The organism is Rhizomonospora bruguierae, from assembly GCF_018397995.1.
Classification (GTDB): domain Bacteria; phylum Actinomycetota; class Actinomycetes; order Mycobacteriales; family Micromonosporaceae; genus Rhizomonospora; species Rhizomonospora bruguierae.
In genome coordinates this window covers 35,287-51,125 of the sequence record NZ_BBQH01000045.1, presented here as the reverse complement: position 1 = coordinate 51,125, position 15,839 = coordinate 35,287, and the positions used below count along the sequence as shown (strand labels likewise).

Below are 15,839 nucleotides of genomic sequence, written 5' to 3'. Positions count from 1 at the left end.
GCCGCCGCCAGCGCCGCCGAGAGCGCCGCCGCCGCCAGCGCCGCCGAGAGCGCCGCCGCCGAGGCCATCGCCAGTGCCGTCGCCGAGAGCGCCGTCGCCGAGGTCGCCGCCAGCGCCGGGAGCGCCGCTGGCGGGAGCGCCGCCGCCGGCGCCGGGAGCCTGGTCCTGGCCAACTGCCCGTTCCACCGTCTCGCCGCGGCGTACCCCGATCTGGTCTGCGGGATGAACCTGGACCTCATCGACGGCGTCATCGACCGCACCTGCCCCGGTGAGTTGCGCGCGCGCCTCGACCCGGGGCCGGAACGCTGCTGCGTGACGGTGACCGCCCGAACCTGACCTACAGCCGGCGCGTGGGCGGGCGAAGCGCCCAGGAGAGCATGGTCAGCCCCGCGAAGGCGAGGGGAGCGATCAGGCCGGTGGCGGGCTGGCGCGCGGCGGCGGCCGAGGCGGCGGTGCCGATCATGTTGAAGCGGGTATCGCGAGCCGCGCTCCAGGTCCTCGACGAGGACGGGCTGCCCGGCTTCACCATGGCGGCCGTCGCCCGCCGGGCCGGGGCGAGCAAGGCCACCGTCTACCGGCGCTGGCCGAGCGTGAGCGCCCTCCTGGTGGACGCGATGGACGCCACGTTCCAGCCGCTCCCGGTGCCCAACACCGGCCGGGTGCAGGACGACGTGGCGCGGCTGCTCACCGCCTTCGTCGCGCTGGTCGAGCACACGCCGTTCCCGCGCCTGCTCGCCGCGTTCATCGACGCCGCCGAACGGGACCCCACGCTGGCGTCCCTGCACGCCGACCTGACCCGGCGCCGCCGGGAGCCGATGCTCGCCGTGCTCGCCCGTGCCCGCGGGCGCGGCCACCTGCCCGATGGCCTCGACCCGGAGGTCGTCACCGACCTGCTGACCGCCCCGTTCTTCTACCACCGCTTCGTGGCGCACCGGCCCATCCCGCCGAGCCTGGTGCACGACGTCATCGCGCACGTCCTCCCGGGCCGCGCACAGGGCTGAAGCCCACCCGTTAGGGCGCTCCGCCCTCGCCCGGCGGGACTTCCGGCACTGCTCGCCCGCCGCCCGCCGGCCCACGCTGGAAATGAAGATCGACGTGTGGAGGCGATGATGAGTTACCGGATCGCGATCAACGGATTCGGCCGGATCGGCCGCGACTACCTGCGCTGCCTGCTGGATCGGGGCCTGCTGGGCGCGGGCTTCGAAGTGGTCGGCGTCAATGACCTGTGCGCCCCGGCCACCCTGGCGCACCTGCTCGCCTACGACTCCACGTTCGGCCGGCTCGCCGCCGAGGTGACGGCCGAGGAGTCGGCGATCGTCGTGGCTGGACACCGGATCGCGGCGTCGGCCGAGCCGGAGCCGGAGCGACTGCCGTGGGCCGCCCTCGGCGTCGACCTGGTGATCGAGTCGACCGGGCGGCTGCGGTCGCGGGAGGCCGCCGCGGCCCACCTGAAGGCCGGCGCGCGGCGGGTGCTCGTCTCCGCCCCCGGCAAGGGCGTCGACGCGACGATCGTGCTGGGCGTGAACGAGGACGCGTACGACCCGGTCCAGCACCAGATCCTCTCGGCGGCCTCGTGCACCACCAACTGTGCCGCGCCGATGGTGCGGGTGCTCGACGAGGCGTTCGGCATCGAGCGCGGCTACCTCACCACGGTGCACGCGTACACGAACGACCAGATGGTGCTCGACGGCCCGCACAAGGACCTGCGCCGGGCCCGGGCCGCGGCCGTGAACATCATCCCGACCAGCACCGGCGCGGCGCGGGCCATCGGCCTGGTGCTGCCCTCGGTCGCCGGCAAGCTGGCCGGGGTCGCGCTGCGCGTCCCGGTCGAGAACGGCTCGATCGTCGACCTGACCTGCCAACTGGCCCGGCCGGCGGCGGCCGCCGAGATCAACCAGGCGTTCGCCGCGGCGGCGGGCGACGGCCGCCTCGCGGGCGTGCTGCGCTACACCGACCGGCCGGTGGTGTCGCGGGACATCGTCGGCGACCCGGCGTCGTGCGTGTTCGACGCCGCGCTCACCCAGTCGGAGGGCGGGCTGGTGAAGGTGTTCGGCTGGTACGACAACGAGTGGGGCTACAGCAACCGGCTCGTCGACCTGAGCGCGCTGCTCGCCGAGCGCTGACGCCCGGGAAATCTAGCCGGATGCGAAGGGGCGGGGCGCCCGGCCCGGCGCCCCGCCCCTTCGTGCCTGGGTCAGCTCGTGAAGCCGCCGTCCGACGTGATGACCGCGCCGTTGACGTTGACCGCCTCGTCCGAGCCCAGCCACGCGACCAGGGTGGCGATCTCGTCCGGGTCGGCGGTGCGGACCGCCCGCCCGAACGACTTCTCCAGCCGCCCGAACGCCCACGGCACGCGCGGGACCGCGGTCCGGCCGATGTTCGTCGCCACGCCGCCGGGGCACACGGCCGTGGTCCGGATGCCGTCCTCGGCGTAGAGGAACGCGACGGACCGGGTCAGCCCGATCAGGCCGTGCTTGGCCGCCACGTACGCCGAGCCGGCCACCGAGCCGGTCAGCCCGCCGATCGACGACACGTTGACCACCGCGCCGCCGCCGGCCGCCCGCATCAGCGGCAGGACCGCCCGGCACAGGCGCATCGGCCCGGTCAGGTTGACCGCCAGCACGCGGTCCCACGTCTCGTCGTCCAGCTCGGTGACCGGCAGGAAGTAGTCCATGATTCCGGCCACGTTGGCCAGCAGGTCGATCCGGCCGCCGGGCAGCGCCGCCACCAGACCATCCATATCGGACTGACTGGTGACGTCGGCGGTCACCAGATTCGCGTGCTGGCCCCGGTCGCTGAGCAGCTTGCCGGTGCCGGCCAGCCCGTCCGCGTCCACGTCGCAGCCGACCACGCTGGCCCCTTCGGTCGCCAGTCGCAGCACCACGGCCCGGCCGATCCCGGAACCCGCGCCGGTCACCAGCGCCACCTTGCCCTCGTACCTACCGGTGATGTGTTCGGACATCGTCGTCCATCTCCCTCCGCGCCCGATCCGTCACCTCCACCTTTGATCAACTCCGGTGGCGGGGGGAGGGCCGGCGGTCACGCCGCCACGGGCCGAAGGACCGGCCCGTGGCGACACCAGGGGGATGGTCACGGCGCTCGTCCGGACCGACCGTTCGTTGACCGCGTCACCGGTGCCGGTCCTGACGACCGTGGGTCTGGCGGCTTGGGAGGGCCACCCTGTACCACGCTGCCGGTGCCGCGGCCCGCCGGTCCGAGCGAGCGCCGCAGGAATCAGTCTCGTCGCCTCAACCACCTCCGGCCACGGGGCGCCGGGCCCGACTCCACGGGACCTTCGCCCCTGGACGCCGGCCCGGCCAGCGGATCGCGGCGAGCGAGACGACCGCTGACCGGGCGCGCCGACGCTGTGGCACGGAACTCCTCCGGGGGTAGCGCGCAAATGTGCACGTGCGTGAGATGGGGGTGGTAGGGGGCGAATCGGGAGCATGGAACGGCCACGGCAGGGGCCGATCCACATGTCGACTCTGGAGTAGCGAAACTGTGTCCGTCCGCGTTACACCGACCCAGCCATCCACCGCCACCGGCGCCGGGAGTTTAGCCGAGTTCGTTAGGAAAAACGGGGTGCCGCCGTACGGCCAGCCGGCCGCCGTCGGCCAGCGCCTGGACGGGGTCCTCGCCCGCCAGCGCCAGGCCGCTGCCGGCCAGCGCGGCGACGATCCGCTCGGCGGCGTTGCGCCGACCGCCGGCACTGACCCGCAGCGCCAGGGTGACCGTGACCGCGCCGTCCGCATCGCCGATCCGATAGGCACCCGGGCGGACCCGGCGTAACGCGCGGGCCACCGACTCCACCGAGACCTCCACGTCCGCCATTCTCGCCGGCTACACGGCGGCGAGGGCCGCGGGTGCCGGAGGTGGGGTTGCGCCACCGGCCGAACCGTCAAGCAGGTCGGCCAGGTACGCCAGCGCCTGGATACCCCGGTAGGCGGCACCATCGGGCGCGACCGCGACCGGGACGGTGTTCCCGGCGACGGCGAGCCAGTCGTCGCGCCACCTCCGCACGCGGCGCCAACCGGTGGTGGTCAGGGGTATCCCGTTCGGCGCCACCGTGCCGCCGAGCATGCGCGTGATGCGCAGCGTGCCGGGGTCGCCGTAGCCCGGCGGCGGCAGCTCCGGTGAGATCAGGTACGGCGCGATCGGGTACGGCGGGTAGGTGATCGCGGCGACCAGCGCGCGGACGTCGTAGGCGCCGCTGAGGTGCCGTCCGTCCAGCCAGATGGCGTCGAACAGCGCGCGGCGCACCTCGTGCTGCACGCCGTCGGTGACCGCCTCGGCGTACGCCGAGACGGCCGCCAGCGTGTTGCTGACCAGTGGCGGGGCCGCGTCCGGCCGGTGCTCCGCCGGCGGTGCCGGCAGGGCGATCGCGGCCGGGTTCTGCCCGGACCGGGCGGCGGCACCGGCGGACGGCGTGCCGGTCATCGACAGCCCCGGATCATGCTCGACGGCCCGCCAGTCGACCTCGACGCCGACCCGCCGCAGCATGTCCACCCGTTGGCTGGCCAGGTACGAGTACGGGCAGTTGAAGTCCCCGTAGACGATCACACCCACGACGCCCTCCCCGGTCCGTTACGCGGATGGTTCGGGATACCCGGCCACCAGCGGGGTGTCCACACCCAGCCGGCCGACCTTGGCGGCACCGCCCGGCGCACCCAGTGCGGCGTCGGCGCCGGGCAGCGGCTCGGTGAAGAAGCGCGCGTTGTCCTCGGTGAACCGCGACCACCGGTCCGGCACGTCGTCCTCGTAGAAGATCGCTTCGACGGGGCAGACGGGCTCGCACGCGCCGCAGTCGACGCACTCGTCCGGTTGGATGTAGAGCGCCCGGCCACCTTCGTAGATGCAGTCGACCGGGCACTCCTCGACGCACGCGCGGTCGATCACGTCGATGCACGGCTCGGCGATGACGTATGTCATGGCGTCCTCCATTTTTACTAACGCCATCGTATATACGGTCGGGCGCGCGGGCGAGGGTGACCTGCGCTGCATCCGCCGGGTGGGTGCGCGGCCAGAACGGCCGCGCCGCCGGGCGACCGGCCGACGCGTAGGCGCCGGCCATGGTGGGACTGAGCGGGTGTGGTGGTCGCCGCCGCCGGGCCGGTCACCGTCATCCACAGTGGCCACCCCGGCGGTGGCCGCCGGTGCCGCCCACGACGTCCGGGCGCGAGGGCGGGCGACCGGCGGGCGAGCCGGTGCCGCCAGCGCCCGGGAGCCGTGCGCGGCTGTCACCGGAAGGGGTGAGCGGGGGAGACCGGAAGGGGTGAGCGGGGGAGTTAGCGCCGGGATCTGCCGGGAACCGGCCCCTGGTCCACTCCCGGAAGGAGACCCATGACCGCCGCCGAAACAGCCGGGCAGGACGGCGCGCTGCCCTCGCCCGCGCCGCAGCAGGTCACCGTGCTCTCGCAACTCGTCGCGCGGCCCGGCCGGGAGTCCGTGGTCTGTGATGCGCTGCTGCGGTTGGTGGGACCCGCGCGGGCGGAGCCGGGCAACCTCGGGTACGACGTGCACCGGCTGAAGACCAGCCCCGGCGTGTTCTACGTGCTGGCCAACTGGGCGGACCAGGCCGCTTTCGACGCGCACATGGCCACCGCGGAGGTCCGCGCGATGCTCAGCGACCGGGAGCCGGACCTGGTCGCCCCGCCCGTGCTCAGCTACGCCCGGCCGCTGTCGGCCCCACCGCCGGACGGCGGGCGGCGGCGCCCCCGGGCCGGCTCTCCGGCGCAGGTCACGCTGGTGCCGTTCTTCACCGTCAAGCCCACGGAGGTCATCGCCGTCGCCCGCGCCCACCTCGCGATGGTCGAGCCGACCCGGGCCGAACCGGGCTGCCTCGGCTACGACCTCTACCAGTCGCGGGAGCAGCCGACCGTGCTGTTCTTCTACGAGAACTGGACCGACCAGGACGCGCTCGACGCGCACCTGAACACGGCGGCGTTCCACCGGTACGTGCGCGGCGAGGTCGACCCGCGCCTGGCCGTGCCGTGGGCGGCGCACACGATGACGATGCTGAGTTCACCGGGTGGTCCGTAGCGGCGCCCGAGGCGGTAGTCTGCACCCAGAACATCGGTAGTTGTCGATGTTGAGAGGGGCAGAATGCGGCACCGTATCCGGCCCGCGACCCTGCTGGCGGCCGTCATCACCCTGCTGACCTGGGCCGCCTCACCCGCGGCCGCCGGCGGTGCCGAACCGGCGACCCCGACCGGCCTGGTCGCGACGAACGGCTCGTCGTCGGTCGGGCTGACCTGGCGGCAGCCGGCCACCGGCAGCCGCCCGACCTCGTTCCGGGTCTACGAGGCCGGCGCGGTGGTCGCCCGCAACACCACCACCAACGCGACCATCCCCGACCTCGCCTTCAACACCACCCACACGTACCAGGTGACCGCCGTGGACGCGCTCGGCCGGGAATCCGCGCCCAGCGCGCCGACCACCCGGCGGGTGTTCATCGGCGGGCCGTTCGCCTGCGGCATGACCCCGCCGAGCGGGCTGGCCGCCGTCGAGGTGACCGCGTCGGCGGTCTCGCTCACCTGGTCCAACGAGCAGCCGTCCTACGACCAGGCCGGCACCCTGGTGGTGCTGGTGGACGGCGTGCCGACGCAGGACACCAATCTGGACTCGGCCCGCGTCGGCGGGCTCGCGCCCGCGTCGACGCACAGCTTCCAGGTCGCGCGCCGGGACTGCGTGGGCGGGCTGCACCCCGGCGAGGCGATCACCGTCAGCACGCCGAACGGGCCGGCGGCGCGCCCACCGGCGCCCGGTGAGGTGACGGTCGGCGCCCGCACCGCGACCTCGATCGCGCTCAGCTGGCCCCGCGTCCCGCAGGCCGCCGGCTACGCCGTCTACGAGGGTGGCACCCGGGTCGCGACCAGCGCGACGCCCGCGGTGGTGGTCCGCGGCCTGTGGCGGGACACGTCGCACGAGTTCACCGTGGCCGCCCTGGGCACCGCCGGCGGCGAGTCGGGGCATACCGGGCCCGTCCGCGGCACCACCCAGCCCTGCCCGGACGCCACTGTGTACCCGTCCGCGGTCAACCCGCCGGAGGCGCTCATCGCGACCGCGCAGTCGCCCTCCTCGGTGGCACTGACCTGGATACAGCCGTACCAGGCGACCTCCTTCACCGTGTACCGGCTCGGTCCGGACGCGCCGCGCCCGGTGGTCACCACCCGGGTGGCCTCCGCGATGCTCACCGGGCTGCCGTCCGGCGACACCGGCACCTACGCCGTGGTCGCGCAGACCGGGGTGTGCGGCCCGTCGGAGTTGAGCGCGCCGGTGACGGTCACCACGCCGGTGGGCCCGGCCGAGCGGCCCAGCGCGCCGAGCGGCCTGTGGCTGGTGTCGAGCACGCCGCAGGGCGACTTCACCGGCACCATCACGCTCTCGTGGTCCCAGCCGGCGAGCGCCGATCCGGTCACCGGCTACCGCCTGTACGAGGGGGCGACCGTCCTGGCCGAGGCGGCGGGTACCGGCGTGACCCTGCGCCTGCGGAGCGGCCCCACCCACGCCGTCGCCGTGGTCGCGGTCGACGCCGCCGGGAACGAGTCCGCGCCGAGCAACCAGCTCGTGTTCACCGTCCCGTTCATCCCGCCGCCCTGATCGGGGCCGGTCATCGGTCGGGGACAGGGCCGGCAGCGTGGCTGCCGACCCTGTCCCGTTTGGTGGGTGCGTCCGGGGTGCTGTCGGAAGTTTTCCGAAACATGGCGTCGACCCGGTGCGCGATCCCGGTGCGTTGCGGCAGCACCGGCCGGCGCCGGATCCGACCGGGGCACGACGCCACCCCGGGGGCGTCGGACCCGGTTCCGTTCATCGCGCGGCCCCAACAACTGCGGCCTGACCAGCGAAAAGAGCCTCCCCGACGATCGCCGCATTGACACGTTCCAATGCAATGCTTGAAACTTATCATACTCAACATCCATGATCATCAATCACGATCATGGCTCCCATCGGCCCAGGAATTTCCATCTCTCTACCGGAAGGGAGAGCCTTAGTGATCACTAGATCGGGTCACTCCAAGATCCGCTCGGCGGTCGTGCTGTTCGCGGTGCTGGCGCTCGCGGTCGTCGGAGCGGTCGAGGGGGTGGCCAGAACCCCGATCGCCCAGGCCGCCGCCGCGGGCGTCGAGGACGACGGCGCCGACTGCCCGGTGAACGACCCGGGCTCCACGGCGTCCAACTCCCGGCTGCCCGACCCCTTCAAGCGGATCAACGGCACCCGCATCACCAGCAAGTCCGACTGGCGGTGCCGCCGGGAGGAGATCAAGAAGCAGGAGGAGAGGTACGTCTACGGCGAGAAGCCGGCCAAGCCGGCGAGCGTCACGGGTACGGTCTCCAACTCCTCCATCACCGTGAACGTGTCGCAGAACGGCCGGAACGCGAGCTTCTCGGCGAGCGTCCAGCTGCCGAGCGGCAACGGACCCTTCCCGGCCGTCATCGTCGTGGGCGGGCTCGGGGCCGACACCAGCACCATCAGGGGCGCCGGCGTCGCCACCATCAGCTACGACCCGCTCGCGGTGGGCAAGGAGGGCACCGCCCGCAACAACAAGCAGGGCGCGTTCTACACGATCTACGGCGCCACCAGCGGCACCGGGCTGCTCGCCGCCTGGGCCTGGGGCGCCAGCCGGATCATCGATGTCATCGAGCAGTCCGGCGGCAACATCCTCCGGGCCGACGCGATGGGCGTCACCGGCTGCTCCCGGTACGGCAAGGGCGCCTTCGCGATCGGCGCGTTCGACCAGCGCATCGCGCTGACCATGCCGGTCGAGTCCGGCAGCGGCGGCGTCCCGGCCTTCCGCTCGATCGCGGGCGAGAGCGGTTCCCAGCCGCTGAGCAGCGCCTACAGCGAGCAGCCCTGGCTCGGCGACGCCTTCAGCTCGTTCACCGGCAACCCGAACTCGCTGCCGGTGGACCAGCACGAGACGGTCGCCATGATCGCGCCGCGCGGCCTGTTCATCATGGAGAACCCGCACATCGACTGGCTGGCCGCCCAGTCGGGGAGCGTGTCGGCCCTGGCCGGTGCCGAGGTGTACAAGGCGCTCGGCGCGGGTGACAACATCACCTACTGGTCCGACATCCAGGACGGCACCCACTGCGCCGTCCGGTCGGAGTGGCGGACCCCGCTTCAGCAGAACCTCCAGAAGTTCCTGCTGAAGTCGGGCAACTCCGCCGGGACGTTCCGGGTCTCCAGCAAGAAGTCCGGGAACCTGTCCCAGTGGCGGGACTGGACCACACCGGTCCTGACCGACGGCCCGACCACGCCGCCGACCACGCCGCCCACGACCACGCCGCCCACGACCACCCCGCCGACGACGAATCCGCCGACCACGCCGCCGACGACGAACCCGCCGACCAACCCGCCGACGAACCCGCCGCCCGCCGGCGGTTGCTCGGCCTCGGTGTCGCTGCAGACGTGGACCGGCGGCTTCGTCGCCACCGTGCGGGTCACCGCGGGCTCCTCGCCGGTCAGCGGGTGGACGGTCAGCCTCACGCTGCCCTCGGGCACGTCCATCGTGAACGTCTGGAACGCCAATTCCAGCGCGAACAGCGGCGCGGTCCAGTTCAGCAACGTCAGTTACAACGGCGGCATCGCGGCCGGGCAGTCGACGGAGTTCGGCTTCCAGGCCAACGGAAACGCCACGAACATCAACCCCACCTGCTCGGCCAGGTAGGGCCGGCGGCCCGGTGCGCGGACGCGAGCCCGCGCACCGGGCCACCACACCGTCCGCTGTGGCCGGGCTCGCGCCGCCCGGAACGTACATTGGGCGGCGTGGCGAACGCATCCGCTCCGGCCGACCCCGCCGCCGTCGCGCTGAGCACGGCGACCGACCTGCGCGACTGGTACGCCCGGCAGGCGGGCCGGGCCCGGCTCGGGCACCGCGTGACGGAGTTGGGCGTGATCGTGCTCGGTGCGGCGGTCCCGCTGGCCGCGGCGCTGAGGCTGGGCGGCGCGGTCGCGGCCGTGCTGGGCGCCGGGATCGTCGTGCTGACCGGCATCCGCGGGCTGTACCAGTGGCACGAGAACTGGCTGGCCTTCACGCGGGTGCGGCTGGCCCTGGAGACCGAACTCGCGCTCTTCGCGGTCGGCGCCGCCCCGTATGACGGACCCGATCGCGCGGTGCTGCTGGTCCGGGCGGCCGAGGCGGTGAAGTCCGCGGACACCAAACAGTGGGGTTCCCGCCGCCGCGCGGCTGCGGGCCTGGCTCCAACGGACGGCGGCGGTGCGTGAACCGCGTCGGCGCCGGTGGGCGGGGCCCGAACCGGTGCGCCCGCCCACCGCTGCCGTGGGTGGCACGCCGCTGACCCGACGTGCGACCCGCCGCACAGTCTGCGGCCGTATCATGGCATGCCCGCCACCGATTCATGACAGTTTCATGACGTACGCGTGGAGGGCGCCAGGGGTGGGCTGCTGATCGAAGGCGCTGGTGGGCGCGGTCCCGCTGATCCTACGGTCGCGTCCGGCCCCCGGGCATTCGACTGTACGACTGATGGCCGTCACCGAGCGGGACGCCGAGCGCAGCCGGCGCCGGTGCCGTCGTGGCGAGGGTGGTGGTGCTTCCCGCCGCTACCCGGTTCGTCACTGGCCTACCCGCCCGTCGATCCGTTCGCGTAGCAGGTCGATGTGGCCCATGTGGCGGGCGTACTCCTCGATCATGCCGACCAGTACCTCGCGCAGCGACATCTGCCCGCCGCCGCTGCCGTGCCGGTTCAGGGGATCGTCGCCGGTGATGTCGAGGCTGGGTGCCTCGGCCACGAACCGCGTGGCGAAGTCCACCTCGGTACGCCACGCCTCCCACGCCTGCCGGACCACCTGTGGGTCGGCGACGGCGCCGTCGAAGTCGGCGTCGCGGTCGGTGTCGGAGCAGAACAGCGGGGGCACGTCCTGACCAGCCATCATGATCCGGAAGGCCCCGCGCTCTCCCTCGGCCAGGTGCCGCACGAGCCCCAGCAGCGACATCGTGGACGGTTCGACGGAGCGTCGGGCCATCGCCTCCGCGTCCAGACCCGCGCACTTCATCTCCAGCGTGAGGCGTTGGCAGCGCAGGGATTCGACCAGGGTGACGCGCTCGTCGCCCAGCTTCAGCCGGCTCTCGCGTGGGTCGTCGTCGGACGGCTTGCCGTCCTCGGTGAACATGTCGGCACGTCGGGTCGTAGCCACGCCCGCGATTATCGGGGATGCGCGTGGTGGCCGACAAGGTATTGACAACGACCCCTTGAACATGATCATCTGCGACGAGCCGCGACCTTGCGCGGAAAGGCTCATGGTGATTGAATTTGGTTTGCGTCGATTGGTGCCACGAAGGCCATCGGTCCACAGCGTTGCTGGGATAGGAAGGAACCACTCGTGCGCATAGGGCTGGCCAGTGTAGAAGCCGAGCCGCCGTGGTGAGGCGTTCCCGCTTCACCACCTTGGCCGTCCGTGGGTCCTACGATCACGCTGAGTCGGCGAATCACCTCGGCTCGCTCAGCGAGCCCGCCTACTTGGCGACCGCCCAACACTTCGAGTCGGCGGAAGCGATGCGTGCCGCCGCCGCGGGTGAGTGCGACGCCTGGGTGTATTCCCGGCGGGGCAACCCGACGGTCGGGTACCTGGAGGCCACCGTCGCGGCGCTCGAAGGCTATCGGGTCGATGCCGAGGTGAGCGCTGCCGTCACCACGACCGGGATGGCGGCGGTGACGCTGGCCACGATGCCGTTTCTCTCGGCGGCCGCGGGCGCCAAACCCAACATCGTCGCCTCGCCGGCGCTGTACGGTTCCACCGTAATGATCTTCAATAAGCGTTACGGGGCGGAACGGGACGTCGCCGTCCGCTGGGTCCGCGATCCGCTGTCGGTCAGCGAATGGGAACGATGCATCGATGAGGACACCCGCTTCCTCTATGCGGAGTCCCCTTCGAACCCCATGGTCCAGCTGGTGGACATACCGGCCCTGGCGGCCCTGGCCGGTCAGGCGCGGATACCGCTCATCATTGACTCGACGCTGGCGACACCCGCCCTGATGCGCCCGCTGGCACTCGGCGCCGACGTCGTGGTCCAGTCGCTCACCAAGGCGGCCGGAGCCAGTGGCCGCAGCATGGGGGGAGCGGTCATCGCCCGACACGACATCCAGGCCCGAGCGCAACCGTCCGAACTGACCGCGGATTTCGCCGGCTACCTGCGCAGCGGGCCCATCCGGGATATGGGCAGCGTCCTGAGTCCCTTCAACGCGTGGACGCTGCTGTCGGATATTCGGGAGCTGCGCGGAAGGGTGGATACCATGTCCGCCAACGCGCTCAGCGTCGCCCAGCATCTCGCGGCCTCGGACCGCGTCGCGGAGGTCTTCTATCCGGGATTGCCGACCCACCGTTCGCACGGCATCGCCAAGCGCGACATGTGGCTTGTCGACAGCGACGTGAACGGCCGGGAAGCGGTGAACAGGTTCGGCTTCCTGCTCTGCTTCCGGCCGGTCGGCGGCGTCCGCGCCGCGCGCGAGTTTCTGGATCGGCTCAACCTCATCTGGCGGGCGAACAACCTCGGTCAGGTCAAGAGCACCGCGACGATTCCCGCGATCGGCACCCACAAGCAGGTTGCGGAATCCGGCCCCGAGTCGGCCCCGGTGCCCGCCGACATGGTCAGGTTGAGCGTCGGCCTGGAACACCTCGACGACATCATTGCGGACCTGACTCAGGCGCTGGACGAGCGATGAGTGTGGGAGCGGCATGAAAGCTGAGCTGGCCAAGACGTACAAGACGCGGGTAGCCCTGGTATCGCCACCGCGTACCGGGTCCACCGCCGTGGCCCGGCTGCTGTGGCAGCACCCGGCGATGACCCACCACTGCCACGAACCCTTCGAAGCGTGCTACTGGGGAAACCAGGGTGCGGAGTCGGTGGAGAGCTGCCTGTACAACCCCATGGAGATTGACACGGGTAATCGGGTCTCGATTGCCGACGTGCCGTGGGGAAGCGGCTTGCTGGTCAAGGAGATGAGCTTTCAGCTCAGCACCGCCCAGTTCGACCTCCTGGCCAGCCTCACGACCGCGCCACTGATCTTCGTGATGTGCGATCCTCGGCTGTCGACCACATCCCGGCTGCGCATCGTGCGGGAACTCTACCGGGCAGAGACGTTTCCACCCTTCGAAAGTGGGTGGCAGTCGTTGCACGAGCAGGTGGAGTTCTGCCGCCAACGGGACATCCCTTATCTGCTGGTCGATTCCGATGACCTCCGGGCCGATCCGGCCGGCGTGACGGCCGCGCTGATCGCAGCGATCGGACTGCCGTCCGCGGCCGGTCTGCAGGCGTGGGCACCGCGCCCCGGTTTGCAGCTGTGCTCGCCCGAGGTGGGTGCGTTGATGAGTGAGGCCCGGCGGGCCGACGACCCGTTCTACCGAAAGGTCCTGGGCAGCACGGGGATCCAGCCCCGGGGCGAGGTCGACTGGGCGCGGGAGAATGCGTTGATCTCGGCCGCGGGCCTGACCCACGACGTGGAGAAGTGGCTCCAGTGCTACGAGGAGATGCGGGTGGATCCGGCACTGATCGCCGGTCAATGCGGGAGACGGGGGAACCATGCGCAGGCGGGATGACGAGCGACGAGACACGGCGCGGCCGGCGGTCCCGAGCGTGGGCCCCGCGAGAATCGCGCCCATCGAGCAGGGATCATGACCGCTCCCGGGAGCGGCCGGAGCGCCGAACCGGCGTCCGCGTGTGTCGACCTGCTCGGTGTCGGCTTCGGTCCGGCCAACCTGTCCCTCGCGATTGCGATGCGGGAGGATTCACCGCGCACGACCGCCTTCTTCCTCGAAGCCCAGCGGGATCCGGTATGGCAGGGTGGCATGCTGCTGGACGGTTCCAATATCCAGAACCATCCATCCCGCGATCTCGCCACCCTGCGCAATCCCCGCAGCCACTACAGTTTCCTCAACTACCTGTTCGAAGTGGGCAGGCTCGTCGAGCACCTCAACCTGCCGCTGGAGTTCCCGTTACGCAAGGAATATGCGCAGTACATCCAGTGGGCGACCAACCAGTTCCGGGCGCAGGTCGAGTTTGGTGCACGGGTAACCGGGATCGCGATAGCCGATGTTGACGGCGCGCCCGGGTATGTCGTGACCTGCTCGGACGGTTCACGCCACCGCGGCCGGGCGCTGGTGCTGGGTACCGGGCGTACACCGCTCGTGCCCGATCCCTTCGACAAGCTCGACTCGCCGCGCGTCTGCCACCTGACGAGCTACCTGCCCACCGTCCAGAACCTGGCGCGGGCCCCCGAGTCGATCGCCGTCATCGGCGGCAGCCAGAGCGCGGTCGAGATCGTCCTCGATCTCGCGAGCCGGTTCCCCCGCGCCCGCATCGTCAACTACGTGCGCCAGTACGGCTTGCGGCTCAAGGACACCAGCCCGTTCAGCGAGGAGGGATTCTTCCCCGAGTTCACCGACTACTACTTCAAGGCGACCCGGTCGGGCAAGGCGGCGCTCGACGCGTACCTGCGGCCCACGAACTATTCGTCGAGCGACGCCGACGTCCTGCACGCGCTCTATGCACTGATCTACGAGCAGCGCCTGGACGGGGACCAGCGAGTCTTCGTGCACCGCAACACCGAGGTCCGCGCCGTCGAGGTGGATGACGCCGGGGTGTCCTTCGAGGCCGAAGAGGTGCACACCAAGGACGTGGTGACCGACCGCGCGGACCTGGTGGTTCTGGCGACCGGCTTCCGCGATCTGGGGCCGCATCCGCACCAGGAGCCGTATCCCGCGCTGCTGGGCGGAGTGATCGACGGCTTCCAGTTCGATGCCGATGGCTATCTGATCGTCGAGGCCGACTACTCGTTGCGGCCGCGGGTGGACGGCACGCCGCCGCTGTTTCTCAACGGGCTGTGCGAGTCGACGCACGGCATCGGGGACGCCGGCTCGTTCAGCCTGCTGTCCCTGCGTTCCGCGACGATCCGGGACGGGTTGCGCAAGCAGGGGATCGCATAAGCACGACGAGCTACAGAACCTGGCCGGGGAGCCCTGCCAACCGTTCGGAGGTTTCATGACGGCGACGGTCAGCGCCCGCAGTCGGTGGTTTCCCTTCGGCACCCGGCCCGAGGCGCCGGTGCGGCTGCTGACGCTTCCCCACGCCGGCGCGGGTGCCGCGGTGTTCCGCGACTGGGGGAGGGGCATGCCCGAGCCCGTCCGGGTCTGCCCGGGCCAACCCCCGGGGCGGGAAGGGCGCCGCGCGGAGCCGCCATTCACCCGGGTCGGCCCGCTGGTGCGGGAGTTGGCCGCCGAGATCAGCACCTCGGTACGGTCGCCGTACGCCATTCTCGGGCACAGCACCGGTGCGCTGTGCGCCTTCGAGGTCACCCGCGAGCTGCTGCGCATCGGCGGCCCGCCGCCGGTGCACCTGTTCGTCTGCGGCCGGCCCGCGCCGCAGCATCCACTGGCGCGCAGTGAGCTGGCCGGGCTGTCGCCGCCGGAACTGGCGGCATTCCTGCGTCGGCTGGAGGGCACCCCGGAGGCGATCCTGTCCGACCACGAGTTGCTGAGGTGGAAGCAGCCGCTGCTGGTCGCCGACTTCGCGGTCAACGAGTGCTACACCTTCGAGCCGGACACGCCGCTGAACATCCCGATCACCGCCGTTGTCGGCCGTAGCGATCCGGGCGCCGGCGAGGAGCTGATGGCCGCCTGGAAGGAACAGACCACCGGCGGTTTCGCCCTGCACCTGCTCGATGGCGGCCACTTCGCGATATTCGACCACGCACCGCGGGTGCACGCCACGATCGCCGCCGCGCTGCGGGAGCAGGCGGTGCCCGGGGCGCCGGCGCCCGACCGCGCGGCGGGCGGCCCGGCGCCGCAGGAGGCGGGGCAGTGATCCCGACCGTCCCACGCGCAGC

15 protein-coding genes and 1 pseudogene are annotated in these 15,839 nt (G+C 71.8%); 11 read left to right on the top strand and 5 right to left on the bottom strand.

Going from position 1 to position 15,839, the window contains the following annotated elements; all coding sequences use genetic code 11:
- From KJS59_RS22105 to gap, 3 genes and pseudogenes are all read left to right on the top strand, one after another.
- Positions 1-336 (top strand): annotated as a pseudogene (locus tag KJS59_RS22105) (hypothetical protein); the annotation flags it as partial.
- Positions 337-350: 14 nt separating this feature from the next.
- On the top strand, positions 351-1,001 hold the full coding sequence (locus tag KJS59_RS22100; protein WP_213454871.1) for a TetR/AcrR family transcriptional regulator: 651 nt from the start codon (positions 351-353) through the stop codon (positions 999-1,001).
- A 108-nt stretch (positions 1,002-1,109) separates the two neighbouring features.
- Positions 1,110-2,123 (top strand): type I glyceraldehyde-3-phosphate dehydrogenase, encoded by a 1,014-nt coding sequence (gene gap / locus KJS59_RS22095; protein ID WP_213454870.1) that lies wholly within the window; start codon positions 1,110-1,112, stop codon positions 2,121-2,123.
- Positions 2,124-2,194: 71 nt separating this feature from the next.
- On the opposite strand, the gene KJS59_RS22090 is transcribed toward gap, so the two are convergent.
- The 4 genes from KJS59_RS22090 to fdxA form a co-directional block, all read right to left on the bottom strand.
- Entirely contained in the window at positions 2,195-2,962 is a 768-nt protein-coding gene (locus KJS59_RS22090) for an SDR family NAD(P)-dependent oxidoreductase (protein ID WP_213454869.1), read from the bottom strand.
- 593 nt (positions 2,963-3,555) lie between these two features.
- Complete coding sequence (locus KJS59_RS22085; RefSeq protein ID WP_213454868.1) at positions 3,556-3,831, bottom strand: hypothetical protein; 276 nt, start codon at positions 3,829-3,831, stop codon at positions 3,556-3,558.
- A 9-nt stretch (positions 3,832-3,840) separates the two neighbouring features.
- Positions 3,841-4,566, bottom strand: coding sequence for a DsbA family oxidoreductase (locus KJS59_RS22080; protein ID WP_213454867.1), 726 nt, complete (start codon positions 4,564-4,566; stop codon positions 3,841-3,843).
- A gap of 18 nt (positions 4,567-4,584) precedes the next feature.
- Positions 4,585-4,929: a ferredoxin gene (gene fdxA, locus KJS59_RS22075; RefSeq protein ID WP_213454866.1), complete on the bottom strand. Its 345-nt coding sequence runs from the start codon at positions 4,927-4,929 to the stop codon at positions 4,585-4,587.
- A 411-nt stretch (positions 4,930-5,340) separates the two neighbouring features.
- Here fdxA and KJS59_RS22070 point away from each other — a divergent pair, with 411 nt between their 5' ends.
- The 4 genes from KJS59_RS22070 to KJS59_RS22055 all read left to right on the top strand — a co-directional run bounded on the left by KJS59_RS22070 (position 5,341) and on the right by KJS59_RS22055 (position 10,224).
- Positions 5,341-6,039, top strand: a complete 699-nt coding sequence (locus KJS59_RS22070; RefSeq protein ID WP_213454865.1) for a putative quinol monooxygenase — start codon at positions 5,341-5,343, stop codon at positions 6,037-6,039.
- A gap of 63 nt (positions 6,040-6,102) precedes the next feature.
- Entirely contained in the window at positions 6,103-7,599 is a 1,497-nt protein-coding gene (locus tag KJS59_RS22065; protein ID WP_213454864.1) for a fibronectin type III domain-containing protein, read from the top strand.
- Between the two features lie 391 nt (positions 7,600-7,990).
- A complete protein-coding gene (locus KJS59_RS22060) occupies positions 7,991-9,667 on the top strand; it encodes a glucuronyl esterase domain-containing protein (protein ID WP_213454863.1) in 1,677 nt (558 codons plus the stop codon).
- 98 nt (positions 9,668-9,765) lie between these two features.
- The gene (locus KJS59_RS22055; protein WP_213454862.1) at positions 9,766-10,224 is read left to right on the top strand and encodes a DUF4231 domain-containing protein; all 459 of its coding nucleotides are present in this window, start codon (positions 9,766-9,768) and stop codon (positions 10,222-10,224) included.
- Between the two features lie 348 nt (positions 10,225-10,572).
- Here KJS59_RS22055 and KJS59_RS22050 read toward each other — a convergent pair whose 3' ends face one another.
- On the bottom strand, positions 10,573-11,154 hold the full coding sequence (locus KJS59_RS22050) for a DinB family protein (protein ID WP_249714677.1): 582 nt from the start codon (positions 11,152-11,154) through the stop codon (positions 10,573-10,575).
- Between the two features lie 224 nt (positions 11,155-11,378).
- Between KJS59_RS22050 and KJS59_RS22045 the strand changes: the two genes are divergently transcribed.
- From KJS59_RS22045 to KJS59_RS22030, 4 genes are all read left to right on the top strand, one after another.
- Complete coding sequence (locus KJS59_RS22045) at positions 11,379-12,680, top strand: trans-sulfuration enzyme family protein (RefSeq protein ID WP_306345189.1); 1,302 nt, start codon at positions 11,379-11,381, stop codon at positions 12,678-12,680.
- Between the two features lie 13 nt (positions 12,681-12,693).
- Positions 12,694-13,554 carry a hypothetical protein gene (locus tag KJS59_RS22040; protein WP_213454860.1) on the top strand — a complete coding sequence of 287 codons (861 nt, stop codon included), beginning with the start codon at positions 12,694-12,696 and terminating at the stop codon, positions 13,552-13,554.
- 75 nt (positions 13,555-13,629) lie between these two features.
- Positions 13,630-14,940, top strand: coding sequence for a lysine N(6)-hydroxylase/L-ornithine N(5)-oxygenase family protein (locus tag KJS59_RS22035; RefSeq protein WP_213454859.1), 1,311 nt, complete (start codon positions 13,630-13,632; stop codon positions 14,938-14,940).
- 55 nt (positions 14,941-14,995) lie between these two features.
- Positions 14,996-15,817 carry a thioesterase II family protein gene (locus tag KJS59_RS22030; RefSeq protein WP_213454858.1) on the top strand — a complete coding sequence of 274 codons (822 nt, stop codon included), beginning with the start codon at positions 14,996-14,998 and terminating at the stop codon, positions 15,815-15,817.
- The last annotated feature ends 22 nt before the right edge of the window (positions 15,818-15,839 follow it).

What these genes read in the sequence shown, in the direction of transcription:
- gap (WP_213454870.1), top strand. Translation starts at nt 1,110, where the DNA reads ATGAGTTACCGGATCGCGATCAACGGATTCGGCCGGATCGGCCGCGAC.
- KJS59_RS22090 (WP_213454869.1), bottom strand. Translation starts at nt 2,962, where the DNA reads ATGTCCGAACACATCACCGGTAGGTACGAGGGCAAGGTGGCGCTGGTG.
- KJS59_RS22085 (WP_213454868.1), bottom strand. Translation starts at nt 3,831, where the DNA reads ATGGCGGACGTGGAGGTCTCGGTGGAGTCGGTGGCCCGCGCGTTACGC.
- fdxA (WP_213454866.1), bottom strand. Translation starts at nt 4,929, where the DNA reads ATGACATACGTCATCGCCGAGCCGTGCATCGACGTGATCGACCGCGCG.
- KJS59_RS22070 (WP_213454865.1), top strand. Translation starts at nt 5,341, where the DNA reads ATGACCGCCGCCGAAACAGCCGGGCAGGACGGCGCGCTGCCCTCGCCC.
- KJS59_RS22065 (WP_213454864.1), top strand. Translation starts at nt 6,103, where the DNA reads ATGCGGCACCGTATCCGGCCCGCGACCCTGCTGGCGGCCGTCATCACC.
- KJS59_RS22040 (WP_213454860.1), top strand. Translation starts at nt 12,694, where the DNA reads ATGAAAGCTGAGCTGGCCAAGACGTACAAGACGCGGGTAGCCCTGGTA.
- KJS59_RS22035 (WP_213454859.1), top strand. Translation starts at nt 13,630, where the DNA reads ATGACCGCTCCCGGGAGCGGCCGGAGCGCCGAACCGGCGTCCGCGTGT.
- KJS59_RS22030 (WP_213454858.1), top strand. Translation starts at nt 14,996, where the DNA reads ATGACGGCGACGGTCAGCGCCCGCAGTCGGTGGTTTCCCTTCGGCACC.